Raw genomic sequence first — 20,921 nt, 5'->3', positions numbered from 1 at the left:
TCACCGTCCCATATCGTCAAGGGAGACACCCTGATACTCGCCTGTCAGCGATTTCAGAAATGCCTCAAGTCGTGCCGCATCCAAATCCGTGATCTTTCGACCGAGCTGATTATTCGCCATAACATCGATAGCTCCCCGCAAAGTCGTTACCGAACCGTCATGGAAATAAGGAGCGGTATGTGCGACATTGCGCAACGACGGGACACGAAAGACGGGCCGATCGTCGGAAATTCCTGTCTTTGCCGCAGAGCCCGGTGTTTCCGTCGCCGCCGCAGTCGTTCCAAATATGCCGAAGACCTGCAGCATGTTTCCGCCTACATTGACACCCTGGTGACAGGAAATGCAGCCGTAATCTTTGAATAACTGATAGCCGAGCTTCGCTTCTTCGTTTATCGCAGCCTGATCACCTCGCAAATAGCGATCGAACGGTGCATTGGGCGTATTTAAGGAATGTTCGTAGGCCACAATCGCTTCGATGACATTCTGGCGTTTAAGTCCGTCTTTGAATATCGCTTCAAATTCAGCTGTGATCCCGGCATCCTTGTTCAATGTAGCAATTACATCCTCCCATTTGGCGCCCATCGTGGATTTATTCTCAATCACACCATTGGTATGATCTTCGAGCGTCCACAGGCGCCCACTCCACGTGAACTTGGAATTGAGGCCCACATTAAAAAGGGAAGATGTATTGACAACGCCCGGATATCCGGGAAGGCCGCGTGAGATGGGTAGCTGGTCGGTCAATCCCATCGTAAGATAGTGGCAGCTTGCGCATGACGTTCCGTTTCCGGCGGACAACCGACTGTCGTTGAACAGACTGCGACCCAATGAAACTTTTCTCTGATCAAGTTTTGCATCGAGCGGAACCGGTTCGATAGGGTCTCCGGTACTGGATTGCGCGGCCGAATTTGTTGGCAGGGGCAGAGCCAGAAGCAAAGCAAGCAGAATTCCCCCGACCCATTGTATATAGTTATCGTGGGCTGCGCTGTGGGCGGCGGCGGCCGCCGAGCAGCCGACAGGTCCAGCCAACGTTAGGCGTGGACATCTTTCCTTTGTATCCACAGTCATTGCGGGTTTCCTCGTTGCCATGCAACTTGCGCTTATCGTTAATCTTGCACGAGATCAGGTCGGGGGTCATCATGCATTCTTGCTATGCCGTCATATCCAGAACGGCGGTTTGCACGGCCGTTTACGGTCGTATTCTAACCCACCGGAGCTGCTCCCCAGCGAGCCTCAAGACCATTGAATACACGCAATCCACAGCTGACAGGCAATTCTGGGCCGCTGATAGTGCTCGCCTCACAAGGGATTTTCCATGCTTTCAAGGGTCTCGGAACGCAGGATGCTCATGACGAGAGGGCTTTTGCTCGCGGCTTGGCTAACGTTGATCGGATCTCTTTTTTGGGATCCGTACTCAACCTTTCTGACGCGCCCAGACAATCTGTTAAGTCCATTTCACATCTCCACCAGTATTGTTGTCGTCCAGGATCAGACATTGACGGCTACGCCGTATTCGCTCGCCGCGCGGATCTTCTGGACAATGGCAGTGCCTCTCATGCCGCTTTTTCTGATGGTCTTCGGCCACGAGGCATGGCGCCGTATCTGCCCCTTATCCTTTGCATCGCAGATACCGGGATACATGGGTTTACAACGTTATCGCAGCAGATTGGAACGGCGTACAGGCCTCGTCAACCGCAGGGTAGCCCTTATCAACCCGACGGGGTGGTTGGCTCGGCACAGCTGGTACGTCCAGTTCGGGCTGCTGTTTACCGGCGTTACCGTCCGAATATTGATTATCAATAGCGACCGGCATGCCCTTGGAATCTCGCTCCTTAGTGTCATTGGCGCGGCAATGTTGACGGGCTTCCTATGGGGCGGCAAGACTTGGTGCAACTATTTCTGCCCTGCCAATGTGGTTCAAAAGATCTACACTGAACCGGGTGGCATCCTGGAGAGCACACCGCACTTTTCCCGCCCCGCTCTGCCGCAGTCCATGTGCCGTAAGTCATCCCCGAAAGGCGATATAAGCGCATGTGTCGCTTGCACGGCCAACTGCGGCGACATCGACTTGCAGAGATCCTATTGGTACGGTGTTCTCGATTCCGAAAGACGCAACGTATACTATATGTTCTTCGGGTTGGTCCTGGGGTTCTATGGGTATTATTATATATATGCCGGTAATTGGGATTACTATTTCTCGGGCATCTGGACCCACGAAGATGGTGTCGCTCAAAAACTCCTCGACCAAGGCATTTACTTTCTAGGGAGCCGATTGATTGTCCCCAAGGTCATTGCCGCGCCCTTGGTTCTCGCGCTGTTTTGCGCCTTCGGATTGACCATTGGTCGCTTACTGGAGGCAATATACCGTCGCCTTCGCGCCCAACGAGAAGGAATGTCGGAGCAAATCCTTGTCCATCATTGCTTGAGCGTCAGCGCGTGGGCGTCCATTAACGCATTCTATCTTTTCGGCGGGCGGCCGAACATCATGCTCGTACCAGCTCTGGGCGAGCGGTTGATCGATATAGCTATTGTCTCATTGACCACGCTGTGGTTGCGCAAAGCCTTACAGCAAAGCCCGGTTCGTTTCCAGCAGGAAACCATGGCATCGAACCTTATGGGCGAGTTGAAAAAACTCAAGGTTAATTTCAGCCAGTTTCTTGATGGTCGCAAGCTGGAGAGCTTGAGGGCCGATGAGATCTACCTCCTGACTACTGTACTACCCGGATTTTCAAAGCAGCAGAAGTTGGAAGCGTACCGGCAGATTCTCGACGAAGCCGTCAGCAGCGGCAATACCGCCAGTCAATCTTCGTTGAAAACCCTGCAGGATTTTCGGACACAAATGAACATCACGGAAGAGGAACACATGGCCTTGCTAGAGGTACTGGGCCTGACCCATATCGCCGAAGCAGATACCTTGGAGATCAGCCAAGAGGAAAAAGCCGAGTCGCTTAGGCATTATCGTAGCATCCTCAATACTATGGTTGCGACCCGGATACACGATGGCATGGCTATCGGCGACATTCTGGCGGATTCCGATCTTCTTTCGACCGTCAGTGTCCTGAGGCAGAGCCTGCAAATCAGCGATGCGGAGCACGACCTGGTGATTGGTGAGTTTTTATCGCCGCAGGGTATCGTGAGCACCAAGATGGATGAAGTGCTGGAAAGGCTTGCCTGTCACAAGTCGATCCGACTATGCATAGAGGCGGCGGTGATTTCAGATTCACTTGGGCACGCTTTGCAAAGTCTTTTTTATGAGAACATGGAGGCCAACGAACAGGCTATTCGGATCGAAGCTTTATCGATTCTCCGGAATTTTGGTGCGGGGCCTCATGCTCAGCGGTTTGCTGAGGATCTCGCATCGCTTTGCGAGCGCGATCTTGATATCGTCATGCGTCAGGCTACTCCTTCAAATCCTTCGGTGCGCTGGCGTGATCTTCTGCCCCCTGGAATCCTCGCCATCCTGCTTGGCGGTTCGACTGTAGCCTCCGGTGAGGAAGCTCTGACCGCGGTGGAACCGGCGAATCGCAGGGTCCTTCCGAACCGGTTGGATATAGAAACCAACCTCATGCAGTTGCTGTCGTTCGACGATCCGCTGATCCGAGCAATCGGCCTCATGCTTTTTGGCTACATCGATACGGACATCGCGCGCGGCGCCGCCAGCCGAATGCTGGATGATCTCTCGGACGCCGATCATCCAATGCTGGTCGACGTCGTGAAATTTATGAGCGGTATTCCAGCCGTGCGGGAGGGGAGGGCAAGTAGCACCATCTTACGGGCCGCAATTCGTATCTCCGGAAAAGACAAAGCAAACAGCCGGATTGAGGCCCATCCGGCCATACGGTTGGCCATGCTGGCTTGCAACGATGAACTTCGCCATCTCACGCTTTCCTCGCTTTCGGACATCGCTTACCAGTCCCAAGTAGAGCGCTATACATACGGCACCAGTCTCGGAGACATCTCTTCGAAGCAACGGAATTTGTTGATCCACCGAGGTGAAATACGTCTTTTTGATCCGGCAATCAATGATTTCGTACCGAATATTGTCTTCCGGCCAGGCGATCTCGTTGGCGTTGACTCTGCTGATCAAAGCACTGCGATTCTACCCAAGATTGTCAGCGATTTTGCAGTCGTCTTACGGGTTCCGCAGAGACAGGCCATGGCCGGGAAAAGCAGCTTGGTGCCTCCAGGATTAGAGGAACGAAGCATGGCAACGAACAAAGACCGAAAGCATGAAACAGAGGGCCAGGATGCCTAACAGCAGGTCCCGCCGTACCAATATCTAGATATAAGTTGAGGAGGTTGCATATGAATTCCAACGTCCACATCAACGTCGCCTACCCGGTTTCGGACATTGCCCGTATCGCGTTCTCGATGTTTGTCCACATTGCTGATTTCGACAAAAACATTACAGCCCAGGACGTGCGGCGCTTTCAGACCCTACTTCGCGATAATGCATGGGCCGATGAAGACTTTCGCAATTGCCTTCAGATATTGCAGCAGAATTATTCGACCTTCTGGGCAAATTACGAAGACGGTGTCCTGCTTGTCGACGCCGACTCGATTGCAGCAAACTTTGACCAGATCCGTCTTAATCTTGATGCAGAATCCGCATCGAGACTAAGAGTTTCCTTGGCCCTTTTTCTTGAGAAGCTGAATGGGGGGACCTATGGCATCAGGCTGAAGCAGGGCGAGCAGCGCGCGAGAATGCAGGGGAGCAAAGAGCTTCTTGCCATCCTCGACAACGTGGACGAGCAAGTTGCAAAGCCAATTCCGGCCGCTTCGGACGCAACGCTAGTATCCCCAATCGTGCAGCGGCGACCGAAGGCATTAGAGCGGCCTGCCATTGCCGCGCTCTGGCCTACCGCGATGATTTCTCCGAGCCAAACACCCGTCTGGAGCGGCAAGACAAAGGTCCGCTGCGTATCGGTGGCATGGGAAACCCACGATACCAAAACATATAGTTTCGTCGCCGAGCCACATACTTTGTTTCATTACAAACCAGGCCAGTTCGTAACCATCGAAGTTCCAATGGGCGGCTCCGTTCTGCGGCGTAGCTATACGATTTCTTCGTCACCCTCACGGCCCTATACGTTGTCGATCACGGTCAAGAAGGTGCCGATGGGCTGGATGTCCAATTGGTTGTTTGACAACATGGTTGAAGGGTTTGAGTGCGCAGTTTCCGGCCCGGCTGGTAGGTTTACCTGCCATGATCATCCTTCGTCGAAACTGCTTTTTCTCGCCGCAGGAAGCGGGATCACGCCGCCGATGTCGATGCTACGCTGGCTGGCTGATACTTGTTCGAATGCGGATATCGTCTTCATCAACAACGTGAGAACACCTGACGACATCATCTTTCATCAAGAGCTGCTGCATGTGAGTACTAAGCTTTCGGACAAGATGCGGCTGGTGATCGTTCCAAGCAAGGTGTCGCCGTTGCGTCCCTGGCATGGCCCCGTCGGCGGAATAGAACAAAACCTGATCCAGACCTATTCCCCCGACTTCGCCGAGCGGGAGACTTTCGTCTGCGGTCCTCCTGGCTATATGGCGGCGGCCAAGTCATTGCTGACTAATATGGGATTGCCGATAAGCCAATATCATGAGGAAAGCTTCGGGGGCTCGTCGGCGGCGCCTGCTGCAACCTTCAGTCCGGTGGCCGCTTCTCAGTCCTCGGCGCCGTCGTCTTCGCCTCATGTTGGAAAAACGTCATCTCAGCTCCCACCCGGCACGCCGCTGGCGGCTATCTCACCCGCGCTTGTGACTTTCAAAGCCGCGCCCTCGATACTGGCTAAAGATCCCGCATTACATGTCGGGCCACCGACGACAAATGCCGCTGTTTCACCAACCGCTGCTCGTCTGGCGCTTTCGCAATATGGAACCCCACCGCCCGCCGGCTCCGTCAAAACGGCGCGAGTATCGGTTCAGGGAACCAATGACCAATTCGTAGTGCAGCCGGGACAGACGATCCTTGACGCGGCCGACGCTGCGGGCATTTCTTTGGCACATTCATGCAGGGCAGGCGTCTGCGGCGCATGCAAGATGCACAAGATTTCCGGGCATGTCGAAATGGCCGATCAGAACACCCTGTCACACGCTGATAAGGATGCGGGCTTAATTTTGACCTGCTTGGGCAGGCCGGTTGGGGATGTCGTTCTCGCACCGTGAGCCTGCGCGCTTTTCAGTGAAGATCTAGTTTCCAAATTGCTAAACAAGGATTTTGAGGGACAAAGTATTGCATTACAATGGTAATAAGCTATGTTTTCCAGAATAGATTCATATTGCACTTTTATTTAAGATATCTCAATTTAATTCGGTATATTTCAATTTATGGTTGGAGGGGACAGGCTGGCTTACAGCCCTAGATGGGGATTCTACATGGCCCGACACGAGGGTTCGGACGCAGATCCGAGCTTTAACCTGGAAAAAATCAAGGTCATCACGACGTCTGAAGGGAAACTTACGGGAATTGATCTCAACCTTCTGGTTGTCCTCGATGCTCTTTTGCAGTGTCGAAATGTTACCCATGCGGCGCGTAGGCTCGGTCAGACCCAGCCGGCGGTCAGCCGCGCTCTTGCGCGGCTGCGTGAGTTGCTGAAAGACGATCTGTTGGTGCGCAGTTCCACTGGTCTGAAGCTTACCAGCCGCGGTCAACAGCTTCTGCAGACTGTGCCTGATACTTTGACTCAGGTTCGCGAGGTGATTTCCTCCCGACAGACGGACAGGGGAACCAGACTGAGCATCAATGCGGCGCTTACTCCGGCGCTGCTTCCGTATTTGCTGCAATCTTCCGCTCGGGAAAACGCGCCATTCAAGATAAACACTCATAAGTCTGCCGATGAAGGCATGGCGCAGTTAAGGGCACATGCCGTGGATTACTTGCTCGGCACGGTTTTTCTGGAAAAGCCCGATCTTGAAAGCGAATTGGTTTTCACCGAAGAATTTATCACGCTCGTCTCTTTCGAACGCCAACAGTTTGGTGGGGTCCGCCTGACCGAGCAGGCATTTTTAGATCTTACCCATGTCCACCTTGTAGAGAACGGAGCCGAAGCATTTCCGCAGGTTGTCGATACACTGATGACCTACGGTCGCCGACGTGTCCAGTTGTTCGAAGTGCAGGACATTATGTCCGCCGCCTTGATGGCGTCGGAAGGCATGCTCGCGCTGACGGTGCCACGCTCGATTGCGGGCTGGCTGATGCGGACATTGCGCTTGTCAGCGCATCTTCCGCCCATGGCGATCCCTCCACATCAAGTTTCGATGTATTGGCTGGCGGGGGTGCCGGACATGTCGCGGCGCCGGGTAATCGCCGATATTGATGCCGCTGCGAAGATGGTTGTTGCGCAAGATCAAGGGTACGTCCGAGTGCTTCGAGCCATACCGGGGCGCGAGTAGACCTTGATGTCCTCGAGTCTTGCACATCAGATTGAAGATTCGGATGGTAACTTCGATCTTGGCGGATTCGATCTCAATCTCCTCCTGGTTCTCAATGCGCTGCTACGCTTTCGCAATCTGACGCATGCGGGCAAGGAGCTTCAGCTCAGCCAGCCGGCCACAAGCCGGGCGTTGTTCCGGTTGCGGCAGATGTTCAACGACGATCTATTGACGCGCGGAAACCGTGCATTCGAACTTACGCCACTCGCAGAGACGCTGGCACCGAAGGTCGAAGCGGCGCTCGGCAACATCTCTACCATTTTTAGTGGTCGTATTCAGGCACCGGAACGGTTTAGCGTTGCCATGCCTGATCATCTTGGGCTTCTGTTGGTCGGTAATCTGAGCGGTTATTTTCGTGAAGTTTCGCCAACGACGGTTTTCATACCCGTTGTTGGGCTTTCCAATGTGATCTCGCAAATGGAAGATGGCCGTATCGACCTGGTGCTGGGTATTACCAATGATACCCCTTCGGGGTTTTTTTGCCGATCACTTCCACCGGTCCCGACTGTCTGCCTCAGCCGTAAGGGTCATCCGGTCGTCGGCGGAAAGATCGCGTATTCCGATCTTGGGCAGTTCCTGTCTTTGAGGATCAGCTCGACTTACAATACCGGTTTCGGTGAGGCCTATGACGGCTTGGAGGCTTTGCGGCCACGTGGGCGCCAGACGCTGACGGTTCCCGATATCCATACGGCAGCACGCCTTGTTCAAGAAACTGATGCCGTTCTCGTTCTTCCGGTGCCTTCGGCTCGTTTTCTGGCGGAGCGCTATGGACTGGAGACGTTTGTTCCGCTCAAGGGAGTTAAACCCGCCCCCTATCAGATCTCCATGGTCTGGCATGAACGATGGCACCGCAACAGCATACACGCCGGTGTTCGAAGCATGATCGCTTCCTATATTCTCGAAGGATGAAAGCTGCATCTAGCAGGCTGTTGAAAAAGGCCTAGCCTGCGCGCTCCTCTCGTGATTCAATGGTCCCGTCTTGATTGGGAGTTGATGGATGCGCGGCGGCGACGTGAGATCGGGTGAACTCTTCAGTTATGTCGACCTGGACGATCGTGTTCGCAGGGATCATCCGCTGCGGGCAATCCGGCAGATCGTGAACGACGCGCTGGTTTTGCTGGAACGGGAGTTTGCAGCACTCTATTCGCCGATTGGGCGGCCATCGATCCCGCCAGAGAAGCTCCAAAGAAGCTATTGCGCGCCATGCTTTTGCAAGCCTTCTATTCAATCCGTTCTGAGCGGCTTTTGATGGAGCGCCTGGAATACGACCTTTTGTTCCGGTGGTTTGTCGGCATCGGGATCGATGATGCGGCCTGGAATCATTCGGTGTTCTCGAAGAACCGTGACCGGTTGCTCGAGGGTGACGTCGCCGCGAAGTTTCTGGGCGCAATCCTTTCGCAGCCGAAGATCAAGCGGCTGCTGTCAACGGACCACTTCTCTGTCGACGGCACGCTGATCGAAGCCTGGGCATCGATGAAGAGCTTCAAGCCGAAGGATGGCCCAAGGGGGGATCATGGCGAACCTCCAGCGGATGGCGGCGGCCGGAATGCTGAAGCAGCTTCCATGGCGAACGGCGCTGCAACGATACGCATGCCTCAACCACTGATCCGGATGCGAGACTGTACAAGAAGGGCAAAGGCAAGGAGGCGAAATTATGCTTCATGGGCCATGGGCTAATGGAAAACCGCCATGGCCTGCTGGTGGATGCCTGTCTGACGGAGGCGAGCGGATATGCTGAAAGGGTCGCGGCATTGCACATGGTCGAGCCTCGCGCCGACCGGCCGCGTGCAATCACGCTGGTTGCCGACAAGGCGTATGACACCGAGGACTTCGTCAACGAGTTGCGCTCGATGAGGGTGACGCCGCATGTGGCGCAGAATGCCAAGGGACGCCGTTCGGCGATCGACGGACGCACGACGCGCCACTCTGGCTATGGTGTCAGCTTGCGCATCCGCAAGCGTATCGAGGAGGCGTTCGGCTGGATCAAGATCGTAGCTGGGCAGGAGAAGACGAAGTTGCGTGGCCGTGACCGGGTCGGATGGGCATTCACCTTCGCAGCCGCCGCTTATAACCTGGTGCGGTTGCCCAAACTGATGGCGGTGCCATCATGAGCGCGGCCTCTCGCTGCCGCCTGATTGGCCGCTGGCGGATCGTCGAGAGCGATCTATGGGATCGTGATTATCTCGATCTGGTCCAGCCCGCCGCAATCTCCATCGGGGCGAGTGGCCGGGGCGAAATCGCCTTCGGAGCAATGCAAGCCACGCTCGACCTCGGTTACAGCCAGTCCACGATCTCATTCACATGGTTCGGGTTTGACGAAATGGACGAGGTATCGGGCGACGGGTATGCCGAATTGCTCGACGATGGCTCGGTCGAGATCGCGTTCGCATACCACAATGGCGATGAGGCGATACTCAAGGCAAAACCCGAGACTTCTTCAACAGCCTGCTAGAGCACGTCCGTTGAACGCGGGTCGTGTTGAGGATATCGTTACCGAGGCCGGTCCAGCGATACCCGCTCGTCAATGCGTATGGAAAATCGCACTTACGGACGAAGGACGAGAAGTCCTTCAGATCAATCCTTGCTTCGTGAAGCCACAACACGGGAAGCAACGCCCCAAAAACGCTTACAATTGGAACAAAGGGTAACCCATCGACGGGATTGTGACAGAATCGGATTATGTAACAAGACTAAAGGTGCACCAACCGCTACGTTGAGGAGACGGTTAGGTCAGCGGCAAAGGTGACTGAGCCTTCTCCCCAAACAGATCAAGGGAATTACGAAAGTGAACGTCGCAGATATGAGCACCGCGTAGGAAAAGGTAGGTAACATGGTGAAGCGCTTACAGGGGTCAGCGTCGGGGAATCGCTCAGCTAGCACGACGGACTCCACTGCGGAGCCGGAAGTTAAGCGCCGCCGTCTTTCCCCGCTCTACAACGAGATGCGTCCACAAGCCTCGCGCGGGCTGGACGGTCTGCCAACCGAGATCCACGACCTAATCAACCATGAACTCGTTGTTCCAGGGGACATGATCACAACGCTAAAACATCTCGGGCGGGTTCGAAAAACAAGTCAAACGCTTAAAAAAGGGGTGGCCTATTCCTTCGGTGAAAAACGGGTCAAGCAGCTAAACACCGCCCTGAAAGGCTGGAACGAGGCCGTCGCGCGCTTCCCTGTCGAGCAGCCGGAGAACACCTTCAAAGGGCACACTCAATCCTATCTGCGTACCCAGTCGGATCTCATCGCGTTGCACAGCAAGGCAGGTCGCCGCCATATCACGAACGGCGTTCTTGCCTGTAAGGGAGACGACTTCGACGAGGCCGCAGTCCTCAACATCATCAGAAATATCAACTATATCGAGACGGATCAGCGCTCGAAGCTCGTCAGCCATGTGGCCGAGCACGGCTTAGCCGACCATCTGATAGTGGAACTTGCCGCAAGGATCGACCGTGTACCCGTCGCTGAGCGCACCCTGATCGTTGAGCATAGCCGCCTCCTTGACGAACCTAATCGCAGTTCGGCTCTGGAGCATTTGGCTGGCCATCTCAATAGTCTCAAGCAGGGCGACCAGAACAAGCTGTTGGCCGAGGCTGGAACGCCAAGTGAGAGCCGGTCTCGCCTGCTTGCGGCATTTGGTGCGCATGCTGACGCCTTCGAGCCGCACAAGCAGGCGGTTCTTGTGACAGGGATCTGCGAGCTAGGCGACGATGATCCTTACAAGATGCAAGGTCTGAGCGCACTTTCTGAATGTTTCGAGCGCCTGGAACCGGAGCTCCAGGCAGCCATCGCTCATCAGATCCTTCACGCTGTTGAATGGGAGCAAGGGCCTCTGGGGCCAGATCACCCATGGTACGCCGCACCGCAACGGTCGAGGATTGAGGCTCTTCGATCGATGTCGACCAAAATGGGCGCCGAGGACAACGGTGGCGAATTCCGCTTCGCCATTGATCGGTTAAAGTCTCGTTTCCGGCGGCCAAATCCTGCGGTGGAAGCACAACTCGTTCCCTCCATGGGCAAGGGTGAACGGCCTTACATATTGAATTGCCCCACGCCGGATTCCGATGCGCTTGACGAGGACGTCATGTATGGCCTGACCTTGCGGGTGAAGAATCTCGACCGGGAGGAGAAGGTCGTCTATCTCAGATGTGTGGAAGGAATGGATCACGACAGCGATGCTTACAGGAACATCGTCGCCTACAATCTTTCCTACCATCTGGCCGCGTTCACCCCCGAACAACGATCGTCGCTGGTCCAGGCACAGCTCCAAATCGTTTCCGGAGACCCTATCCAAGCTGATTCCGCGTTCAAGCGCATCGCGGACGGCGCAGAATATCTCCAGCAGGGCGACATTCGCGCGGCCGTCGTCACGGCTGGCGAGCTGGCGAACAACTATTCTGGTGAGGTCCTTGAAAGCTCCCCCATCGGCGCGTCCATCAAATCCTGCGCCGGTCATACCGCGCGAGGTCTCGACCGATGGATGTCCAAGATTCTGCTGCGCGAGCCGAAACCAGTTGAGAGACCGAGTATTCCAGCGCTACCGGGGATAGTCCCGGCCGATACCGGATCATCGCGCCTGGCGAATGAGACCCTGTATCCCGAGCGAGCGCGACCCCATCTCAGCCGGTGACGAATAAAACTACATTTGGGTAGGCAGATCCGCGGCAATCGAGCTTTCATAGCACGCTATCCCTAAACGGTGGATTTGCGACTATGAAGGCTTTACCGCCAATCGCAGTCGTTTTGATCCTGTGCCAGCGCTCGTCGTAATCCTCCGGATCGAGCAATTCCAGCATGTGGCCGTAACACCAGGTGACCGTATCAGCGCCGCAACAATAATATCCGTCCTTGCGGTGTCCCCCATCCAGCGCTTCGAAAATGGGTCTGGCTAAATCGGGTTTTCGGCAATGGATAGACGCATGAAATTGGCCCTCTTTGAAACTCTACCTGGCGTCACATTGGGTGGCGACCTGCTTACGCACATCTCGCCGGTCGGTTGGGAGCACATCATGCGGGTATCCCCATAAACGACGCCGACTGCGCCAAGTAGCAGAGCGAAGACGCGCTCTGTCAGCGCCAGCGGATGGCGGGTGACTTTGACAAGTTGTCATGCGTTCCTCATTACGCTGTCGCGCTGCGCGAAATGAAATGCCACCAATTCCCAGTGAATCCCTGGCGCTCGCCTCCGGCGTTAAGGATTGAACGAAGCCGCTTGCGCGGCATTTGGAGCGCGGGATTTGCATGATGGGCTTCTGATTTGAAGGATTGGGCGGTCTTGGACTGGAAGACGTGCGCGCGGTTCAGGTGCATCTGATCTCATCGGCCCCCTCATGGCCGGTCTTGAACCAGAGAGTTTGTGCCCTACGGTTCTTCTTTGGCGTCACGCTTGGTCATGCCGAGATACCGGAGCGCATTGCCTATGCCCCGACACCGGCCAAGCTGCCGACGATCCTCAACGGCGACGAGATCGTGCGGTTTCTGGAAGCTGTTCCAAGCCTGAGGACCTGCACCGCACGGACGACAGCTTATGCGGCAGGGTTGCGCGCCTCGGAAGCTGTCCATCTCAAGGTCCGCAACATTGATGGCGAACGCGGCATCATCCGCGTCGAGCATGGCAAGGGCGGAAAGGATCGCAACGTCATGCTGTCAGCGCAGTTGCTGGCGATCCTGCGGGTCTATTGGCGTCTGGCGAGACCCGAGGTCTGGCTGTTCCCGGGCCGGGACGAGACCAAGCCCATCGACGTCCAGGTTCTGTATTCTGCCTGCCGTTCGGCGTGCACTGCTGCCGGCATCGACAAACGCATGACGGTGCATACGCTGCGCCACAGGTTTGCCAACCATCTTCTGGAGAGCGGAACCGACATCCGCATCATCCAAGTTTTGCTCGGCCACAACAATCTGTCCACCACGGCACGCTATACCAAGGGTTCCAATACCTGATCCGCAGCACGACCAGCCCGCTCGACCGGCTGACGCTGGTGGTGGTGCCGCCAAGCACCGCCGGAGCGAGTCTAAAATTGGATAAAACCTGGGGGAAGGTCAGGTGTAAATCGCCCGGCTTTCGTTTTTTAGGCGTAATGATGCAATGCAGCCTCTGCGTCCTAATTTGGAACGCCGGTAGAGCTAAGGGTCGCTACCTGGAAGGCCAGGGAGGCGGGAACCTTAAGATGGTAGATGAACGTTGAAGCGCATCAAAAATTAAATTATCGTGCCGAACGAAAACTACAAGGTATACATTTGTGCCAAACATATCGCTCAAACTGGGGTCGACCAGGGACATCCGCATCCTTCACCCCCTTCTCATCGAAACCATCCTTTCCACGGATATCTATGACGCACGCGCGCGTCGGGCGGAGGCCGAAAAATATTCAGCCAAATATTTGGAGGAACTTGCTGGTAAAGATGAGCATTCCATTATTTTGTCGTGGGATGGCGACCGAATTTCAGGCTTTCTAATTACCCGGCCTGACGATGATATCCTTTGGCTTTGCTGGTTTGGCGTATTCCCACGATATAGAGGGAAGGGGATTGGCGAAGCGCTAATCCGGGACATGCTTGAGCGTGCCCGACAACGAGGTGTGCATAAGATCTGGTGTGATACACGCGCCAGCAATCGGTATTCCATTGCCATTATGCAGCGAAACGGCTTTAAAAATCTTTGCGAGTTAAAAAACCATTGGTTCAATCAAGACTATCTTCTTTGGGAAACATTTCCGGATGGAGACAATTCTGGAAATATTAATGATGACAACCAATTGGCGTGAATCGCCAAGAAATTTTTCTTCATAATTGCTCTTGCGGCAACTGAGCGCAGTGCGAGTTTACAGAGAATATAGTAATAATTTGAATTAGTCCCTGAGGGCGCTGGCAAGAGGAAAAGCTGTTTTCCCTTGCAGCCTTTTGATTATGGGATGGCCTGCCCTTCCGAGGACATCGAGTATGATGATTTGTCATTGAAGGAAGAGGAGCGGGTTCATGACGATTTCAATTTTGGGTATCGATAGGTAAGAATAGCTACAGCGTTGTCGGTGTCGACGACAAAAGGTGTGGTGACTGTTCGGCGAGCGATCCGGCGTCAGACGTTCAATGATTTTGTCAGCAAGCTTCCGACTTGCGCCATAGCGATGGCGGCGTGCTGCGGTGGTCGTCACCTCGCAGGCTGTTGAAGAAGTCTCAGGCTGGGCTTTTAGAACAGCTCGTCGCCGTTTTGGTATACGAAAGGCAATCTCAATCGAGCCATTGTCGAGCAATTCGGCATGCCCGTCGCCCGATATCTCGTCCATCTCGTCAAATCCGTACCATGTGAATGACATTGTGGACTTGTAACCGAGATCGGGCGTGGCTTGCAGTCAGCCATTTCGCTCGAGAGGCGATTGCCAGAACAAGCATGGCCGGAGTCAAATTCGATGTTTGGATTCTTGGAGGAGAAGTGATGTCGGAAGGCAGCCATTTTCTTTCGAAATTGGTAAGGGGGCGATCTTGGCCGGTTCTTCAGGACGACGCCTCGGTCATGGAGCGCGCGACTACATATGACCCGAGCGCAGCTTGGCCGACATCAGGCTCTTTGGAAAGTCGAGACAGAGGGCGAACCTGAAGACTTCTTGGTTCGCGCTTCGTTGGTGATGAGCCTCTCCGCGAGCTTCGTAGCTCCTGAGACACGTCACCTGGCCGCGACCTTGACGCCGGAAAGCCTTGCGGGCTCTTCTCCGATAGTCCGGAGCAGCGTTTCCTGATCTACCGATGCAACCGCATCGACCAGCCGATGATGCACACGCTCCACAAGCTGGCTGCGTATCCTCAATTCATGTGTCAGTGCCAAGGACGCAAGCTCGCGGCGGCTCCTTTGTGGCCAGGCCTTGTCGTGGCGTTCTCGCTCGTTGCAGAACTTGAAGTCGGGAGCATAGTGCCCCCGCCGCTTTTTCTGTCTTTCGGCGGTCGCGACCGCGTCGATGTGCCCCTGCGGACCAAAAGCTACGCAATAGATCAGCTCCGCACGCTCGCGAGACAACATTCCATTTTCAATCTCGCGGGCGATTGATCCCAGATCACGCTCAAAGGGATCCCCAAATGCCCCACCGGTGGAGCTCGTGATTCGCAAGATGTCGCCTTGGGCGAGCTCAAGCACTGTGATCTTTCCGATCGAGCGTTCGTCGATCTGCCGGGGTTGACCACCGCCTTGCCCAAGAGACCGATTTCCCCACCCTTGAATCCCCATGGGGCGAAAACAAAGCGATTTAGGTTCCGAACAGTGATGGCAGCCCGATACGCGGTATTTTCCATTTCGATCTCGAGGGCCGCCCCGCTCACATACTGCCCGGCGCGTCGGCTATCGGGGACAAGCCTGATCGCTCGCATGACGAGGACGGTTTCGATTTCTATAACTTCCACCGGTACGCTACGCTGTGAATATCGAACTTCAGAGCCGTCCAGGCCATAGACTCCACGGCGGGCACCGCCACCGCCATCGATCGTTCCGACGACGTTGACGCGGTCGCGGCCAGTACGTGGATCTGGGGCGGACACGACAATCATGCCGCTCATGCCGCCGCCAGCAGCGGCCAAACCGTCCGGCAATGCCTGGTTGAGGCAACCCAGAATGACGTCATAGGCGCGTGTTGCGGATGCCGCTCGCGACCCGCCTGAAGCGGGGTACACCGCGTTGAGCACCGTGCCGCGCGGCGCATGGCTGTGGATCGCGCGAAGGATACCGGAATTCCGGGGAGTGAGAGGGTCAACTGTCAGGATGTATATTGTCTACGCGGATCTCGCGATAGAACAGGAAGCGGTCTGCCGGGGACGTCGTTGCGCGTGGTTTTAACCGCCCAGTTTTAGGAAACAGTGTTTGCAGGATATATAGGGGTGTAAACGGCGTGAATACTATGGTCCGATTTTTATTTCGATGGATAGATATTTATCATAAATATGCGCGGAGGTTAGCTAGGAATAGGCTGCGTACGGGTGAGATTATCAGTCGATCACCCGGTCATTTCACTGTATGTTACGGTTGTTTTGCACAATCTTGCAGAGAACTCGTGTATTGTTCATTATCTGCTGTACTTGCTATAGGAAAGTCATAAATTTCAATTTTTTTGCAGTTTTGTGCCGGGTGTTCAACCCGCTTTCATGTGCATAGCAATGTCTGAAGCGTTGAGCTCCTTCGAAGTGGGATATACCGCCATTGAGCATTGTTGAAAGCTCAGATCTTCCCATTGTGTCCGTTCATTTCCGCCTTCCTTTTACCCGACGCTTCTCTCACCTCTCGTACATCGAAGCCTGGAGCGAGACCTGCGGCATCGCGCGGACGAGGGTGGTCTTGGCCATCTCGATGACCGTGGCAGCGGTGACGCCGGCATACTTCAGGCCAGCATCCTTGCAAGCCTGGATCTGCGCGTCGAAAGACTGGATCATATTCTGAGCGAAGGGATCCTCTGCATCGAAATACGCCTCGTCGTTGTGGAGGACCGAAACGAGGGTCTTGATGGCGGGGTTTCGCTCTTGCATCTGCGCCACGATGTTGTTGGCGATGTCCGTGTAGGTGAGGCTATACCCGCTCCAAACCGTGTCCGCGCGCAGATCTGCATAGTGCTTCACTTGACCGGTGGTGAACAGCGTGGAAGTGTCAACGGACAACGGCAGTTCGATAAACTTGGAGTCACCGCGGGTCACGCGGAACACATCGTTGGCATAGTGCGGATCAAGCTCGGCTCCAGCCCAGACGGCGGACTTATGGGGGACGACCCGTTCCGGCGCGGAGACAGATCCACCGATAAATCCGAGTTCCGCGAGAATGGCGAACTGGGCGTCGTTGAATGAGAAGGTACCCGGGCGGAAATAGAATGGATGATGCCCGAAAGCCTTTTCGAAGATCGGGATGGTCTCCTTCAGAATCTCGCGGGTCTCCTGAGCGTTGAGGAGGCCGAAATCCTTGAAGTACTTCTTGCCACCGTGCCTGTAAGCAGACCACTTCTGGGGGTGCAGGTGGAGACCAAGCGTCGCGCCCTGCTTCTCAAGATCTCGAAACAGCTCGGCTTGAGCGAGGATAGCCTCAGGGTGGAGGAAGAAGGACGGAAATAGATCACGCTCCCTACAGGCCTTCCAGACGGCAAGAACCGCCTTGCGGCCATACTCCCAATCGGGGGGACCGCTGGCGCCTTTGGCAGTCGTCGCCGTCGTCGGTTCGACATCCATGGTTGGGACAATGTAGACAGTGTCCGTTCGTGGTGGAGCAACGGCGGCCATGTTTGCGGATGAAGACGGTTCGGTTTGGATTGTGCTTTTGTTGGGCTGTGTTTTTGATTGTGATGATGTTTGTGGGTGAAGAGGACGGGGGAAGCAATCTGAGTGTCGGAGGATAGAGGACAATTTATAGATGATTGATGGCTTGTTGGGGGGCGAAAAGGTCGGGCGGAGGGCCACGTCACTACCAGACGTGTTGTCGGAATATGCTGACGTGGCATTATCGCGGGTCCACGTCATCGGCCGACGTGGCATTCATCCGAGGCTTACCCCGCCTCCCTCGCCGGGACATAATAAGATCGCTTCCTTTTCCTGCCGCCGCGACCATCAACCCCTCTCTCACCGGCAAACAACAACTTCAACTCCAATCACAAAACAAAAAATCTCAACTCCCATCATGGTAAGTTAATTTCCGTCTCTTTCTTCATAGGACGAGCTGACCGGAATATCAGGCGTCTAACGACTTCCGTGTTGGCCTGCTTAGCGCCGGTCATGCCAACGCGGGCATGGCCGCGTACCTCCCTTGCAGATCTATCAAGCCGGTCGTTTATGCACTTCCGGAACACCCTGGCTTCATCACTGACGTCGAGGCAAACGGCAATACGCTCGTTAGTGTCGGCGCTTTCAACGACTCTGTTCACGTCGAGATCGCCCGCAACCTGCGCGATGTCATTGAGAGCACGCAGCTTCTCATTCTCGGCGCGCGAACTGATGCTCATGAGGCCTATGTTCAGGCGCTCGAACAATACAACGACATCCTGGCTGGCAAATACCTTTTTGTCATGAGCGGCAATGGTTTCAGCATGGTCTACGGTAAACGCCTCAACTGCACGGTTCTGGAGAGCAACACGGCCCCCCTTGCCGCCAAACGGGCTGGACACGAGGTGGATATCAAGGAAATGAAAGGCGAATTCGAGGTCTCGTCCTATCCGATGCACTACAACCGACGAGGACCCAGTTTCCCCGCAGAGCTATGGGTGGTGTTGAGCCGTGTCTTCCGTGCCAAGCTGGACATTCGCCCTCCCCTCCATATCGCCCTGGCTTGCACGAACGCCGTCCTCCACCATCCACCGGCCGTGCTCAATATGGGTCGCTTGAACGACGCGGGCTCCCTGCATCCTGGAGGATCGCAACAAGGACTACGGAACCACGTTTGCGACCATGCGCGACTACAGCCTGGCGCCAACCCCCCACAACGTTCAGACCTTGGCTCCCAAGGACATGGACAGCCGTCTCTATCGAGAGGAATTTATCATCCTCACGCTCTGGGCCGCGATTGCTAGGATTGCCGATATGCCTGTGCCTGCCATCGATGCCTTTCTGTGGATTACATCCGCCGCGTATGAAGAGGAGCTTCCTACCTTCGGTCGAGATCTGCCCGGCTTCAACCGCGAGGATCTCATTTCCTTCGGCGCAAAGCTTAACTAGCCGGATCGTAGCTTCCGGAATTGCTCGAGAGACGAAGGGTTAGGAGGAAAACAAGGGTCTGGTACAGAAAATTACAAAAAGAGAGGTTCAACCCTCTCGCCATACATATTGGATAGCATCATGAGAGCATTCAACCCTCTCGCTACAAATATCAGGTCGTTTCACAGAGAGTAGAGAACCAATAAAAATATGTTTTCTCTCTAAATTTGTGCCGTCGCATGTAACTGGAAATTCCGTAGAAACGACGACGGATCAATCTTGTTGAACCGGTTTGAATTCAACGTCATCCCGGATCCTCATTTCCCGAGTTTACTCGTAGATCATAGGCGCAGGTTTTTGCTGTTCTGGAGGTATCTCCTGAAGCGATAATCGGGTGGCTAGCCGAGGCCGGCCGAACTTGGCAGGACATCTTTCCGGAAGCGCCCTCATTTTTCGATGATGAGAATAATTAGCCGCACTTTCGTGGAGAGTTTGGTAATCGTTTATGCTTCAATTGAATTTCTTCCGAAAATCTGTCCACTATCTCATTTGTCGCCCATTTATGGTTGTTCGTGACGCCTCAATAGCCCCTCACCTCATGCGAAACGTCCCAAATGGCCATCCCGGCACGCTGATATATTTAATTCCCTGTTGAATGCAGGATATATCAATCAGTAGGATGTATTTATGCGTTTGTAGATATGTGTGTCGATGATGGAGCCTTTGAACCGACGGTTTCGACGAATTTTGCCTCGCCCCAACTCACGAGATCCGCGACACCACCTTCCGGCATACTCCCGAGGGAGGAGTGACATTGCGGGTTATCGTCATGATCGATCGTCAGAGGCGGGCTCTCCGCCAAAACGAGTGGCGCGATTTTCTGAAGAGCGTCGGCATAGTTGAGTCGACCTGACGCCCAGATCGCCGCGCGCCGGACCACCCAATGAACCGATGGATCGGTTGCAAGCCTGATGAGTTCCGGCGCAAAAGTCTCATCGCGTGTCCAAGAAGGGCGGCGGTTATACCAGCGGTCATGATGATTGATCCACATAGGCGCACTGTCTCATACCGATTGAGGTGATGACTTGTGGGCTGTCGAGGAGTTTCAGCCAGGCGTCGCAAGCAGCATCGATGATCACCTCATAGGTGTCGAACACGCGGTTCGAGAGCCAGTTGGAGCGCAGGTATTGCCAGATATTCTCGACTGGATTGAGTTCTGGGGCACGCGAGGGCAGGAAGATTGGGGTGATATTGTCGGGTATATCGAGATTTGCGGTGGTGTGCCATCCGGCGCGATCGAGCAGCAACACGGCATGCGCGCCGTCGGCGACATGGCGACTGATCTCGTCGATGTGAAGCTGCATCGCCTCGGTATCGACATACGGCAGGGCGAGCGCTGCCCCTTTCCCGCGCGCTGGACAAATGGCGCCGAAGAGATAGGCGCTCTTATAGCGCTGGTCGGCCGGCTGGCGAGGCCTGGTTCCGCGCCGCGCCCATTGCCGCACCAGGCCATTTTTCTGGCCGATACGCGCCTCGTCCTGCCACCAAATCTCCACCGGCGTGCCGTCTGGCAGATCGGCCAGATGCGCCTTCAGCGTGCGGGAGAAGTTTTAAATGCCTCGATGATCTCGCCATTCTGGGCGGGGTGGCGCGGTCGGGCGCTCATGTGGGAGAAGCCAAGTTCCTTCAGAAGCTTCCCGACATGGCGCTCGTGGATAATCAACGCCGAAGCGCTCCTTGATGGTAAGCGCGAATTTCTCCGCACCTTCTGTATTTGAGTGAGCTTTGGCATGTGGTGTCCACTTAAAAGAGGTGGACACCAAGTTATGGATGAAGGTCAAAAACTCGCGGTA

Annotated in this window: 13 protein-coding genes and 4 pseudogenes; 10 read left to right on the top strand and 7 right to left on the bottom strand. The window is 55.0% G+C overall.

The genetic code is table 11. From position 1 onward, the window contains the following. The gene (locus tag MOV63_RS25425) at nucleotides 1-1,068 is read right to left on the bottom strand and encodes a cytochrome-c peroxidase (protein WP_247038067.1); all 1,068 of its coding nucleotides are present in this window, start codon (nucleotides 1,066-1,068) and stop codon (nucleotides 1-3) included. Nucleotides 1,069-1,342: 274 nt separating this feature from the next. Here MOV63_RS25425 and MOV63_RS25420 point away from each other — a divergent pair, with 274 nt between their 5' ends. From MOV63_RS25420 to MOV63_RS25380, 9 genes and pseudogenes are all read left to right on the top strand, one after another. Beyond that, nucleotides 1,343-4,255: a 4Fe-4S binding protein gene (locus MOV63_RS25420; RefSeq protein ID WP_247038065.1), complete on the top strand. Its 2,913-nt coding sequence runs from the start codon at nucleotides 1,343-1,345 to the stop codon at nucleotides 4,253-4,255. Nucleotides 4,256-4,305: 50 nt separating this feature from the next. Beyond that, nucleotides 4,306-6,162: a 2Fe-2S iron-sulfur cluster-binding protein gene (locus MOV63_RS25415; protein WP_247038063.1), complete on the top strand. Its 1,857-nt coding sequence runs from the start codon at nucleotides 4,306-4,308 to the stop codon at nucleotides 6,160-6,162. A gap of 210 nt (nucleotides 6,163-6,372) precedes the next feature. Beyond that, nucleotides 6,373-7,389 carry a LysR family transcriptional regulator gene (locus MOV63_RS25410; protein ID WP_247038061.1) on the top strand — a complete coding sequence of 339 codons (1,017 nt, stop codon included), beginning with the start codon at nucleotides 6,373-6,375 and terminating at the stop codon, nucleotides 7,387-7,389. 6 nt (nucleotides 7,390-7,395) lie between these two features. Continuing rightward, nucleotides 7,396-8,337, top strand: a complete 942-nt coding sequence (locus MOV63_RS25405; RefSeq protein ID WP_247038059.1) for a LysR family transcriptional regulator — start codon at nucleotides 7,396-7,398, stop codon at nucleotides 8,335-8,337. Nucleotides 8,338-8,425: 88 nt separating this feature from the next. Continuing rightward, a pseudogene (locus MOV63_RS25400) lies at nucleotides 8,426-9,539 on the top strand (IS5 family transposase). After that, complete coding sequence (locus MOV63_RS25395; protein WP_247038057.1) at nucleotides 9,536-9,880, top strand: hypothetical protein; 345 nt, start codon at nucleotides 9,536-9,538, stop codon at nucleotides 9,878-9,880. The pseudogene MOV63_RS25400 and the gene MOV63_RS25395 overlap by 4 nt, the downstream one beginning before the upstream one ends. Before the next feature lie 378 nt (nucleotides 9,881-10,258). Continuing rightward, nucleotides 10,259-12,055, top strand: coding sequence for a hypothetical protein (locus tag MOV63_RS25390; RefSeq protein WP_247038055.1), 1,797 nt, complete (start codon nucleotides 10,259-10,261; stop codon nucleotides 12,053-12,055). A gap of 644 nt (nucleotides 12,056-12,699) precedes the next feature. Further along, a pseudogene (locus MOV63_RS25385) lies at nucleotides 12,700-13,418 on the top strand (tyrosine-type recombinase/integrase); the annotation flags it as partial. 246 nt (nucleotides 13,419-13,664) lie between these two features. After that, nucleotides 13,665-14,189, top strand: a complete 525-nt coding sequence (locus MOV63_RS25380) for an N-acetyltransferase (protein WP_247038053.1) — start codon at nucleotides 13,665-13,667, stop codon at nucleotides 14,187-14,189. A gap of 186 nt (nucleotides 14,190-14,375) precedes the next feature. On the opposite strand, the gene MOV63_RS25375 is transcribed toward MOV63_RS25380, so the two are convergent. From MOV63_RS25375 to MOV63_RS25355, 5 genes and pseudogenes are all read right to left on the bottom strand, one after another. Beyond that, the gene (locus MOV63_RS25375; protein ID WP_247038051.1) at nucleotides 14,376-14,708 is read right to left on the bottom strand and encodes a hypothetical protein; all 333 of its coding nucleotides are present in this window, start codon (nucleotides 14,706-14,708) and stop codon (nucleotides 14,376-14,378) included. Between the two features lie 377 nt (nucleotides 14,709-15,085). Then, nucleotides 15,086-15,550: a hypothetical protein gene (locus MOV63_RS32880; protein WP_247038048.1), complete on the bottom strand. Its 465-nt coding sequence runs from the start codon at nucleotides 15,548-15,550 to the stop codon at nucleotides 15,086-15,088. Nucleotides 15,551-15,636: 86 nt separating this feature from the next. Beyond that, nucleotides 15,637-16,119, bottom strand: a pseudogene (locus tag MOV63_RS32875) (hydantoinase B/oxoprolinase family protein); the annotation flags it as partial. Between the two features lie 558 nt (nucleotides 16,120-16,677). After that, entirely contained in the window at nucleotides 16,678-17,613 is a 936-nt protein-coding gene (locus MOV63_RS25360) for a hypothetical protein (RefSeq protein WP_247038046.1), read from the bottom strand. A gap of 443 nt (nucleotides 17,614-18,056) precedes the next feature. After that, nucleotides 18,057-18,542 (bottom strand): hypothetical protein, encoded by a 486-nt coding sequence (locus tag MOV63_RS25355; protein WP_247038044.1) that lies wholly within the window; start codon nucleotides 18,540-18,542, stop codon nucleotides 18,057-18,059. Between the two features lie 280 nt (nucleotides 18,543-18,822). Here MOV63_RS25355 and MOV63_RS25350 point away from each other — a divergent pair, with 280 nt between their 5' ends. Beyond that, entirely contained in the window at nucleotides 18,823-19,089 is a 267-nt protein-coding gene (locus tag MOV63_RS25350) for an NAD/NADP octopine/nopaline dehydrogenase family protein (RefSeq protein WP_247038042.1), read from the top strand. 1,010 nt (nucleotides 19,090-20,099) lie between these two features. Here MOV63_RS25350 and MOV63_RS25345 read toward each other — a convergent pair. Beyond that, nucleotides 20,100-20,810, bottom strand: a pseudogene (locus MOV63_RS25345) (IS630 family transposase); the annotation flags it as partial. Nucleotides 20,811-20,921 lie beyond the last annotated feature (111 nt).

Source organism: Neorhizobium sp. SHOUNA12A, assembly GCF_023006505.1.
Taxonomy (GTDB): Bacteria; Pseudomonadota; Alphaproteobacteria; order Rhizobiales; family Rhizobiaceae; genus Neorhizobium.
Note: the sequence above shows the minus strand (reverse complement) of the source record. Positions and strands in the feature narration are given on the sequence as shown.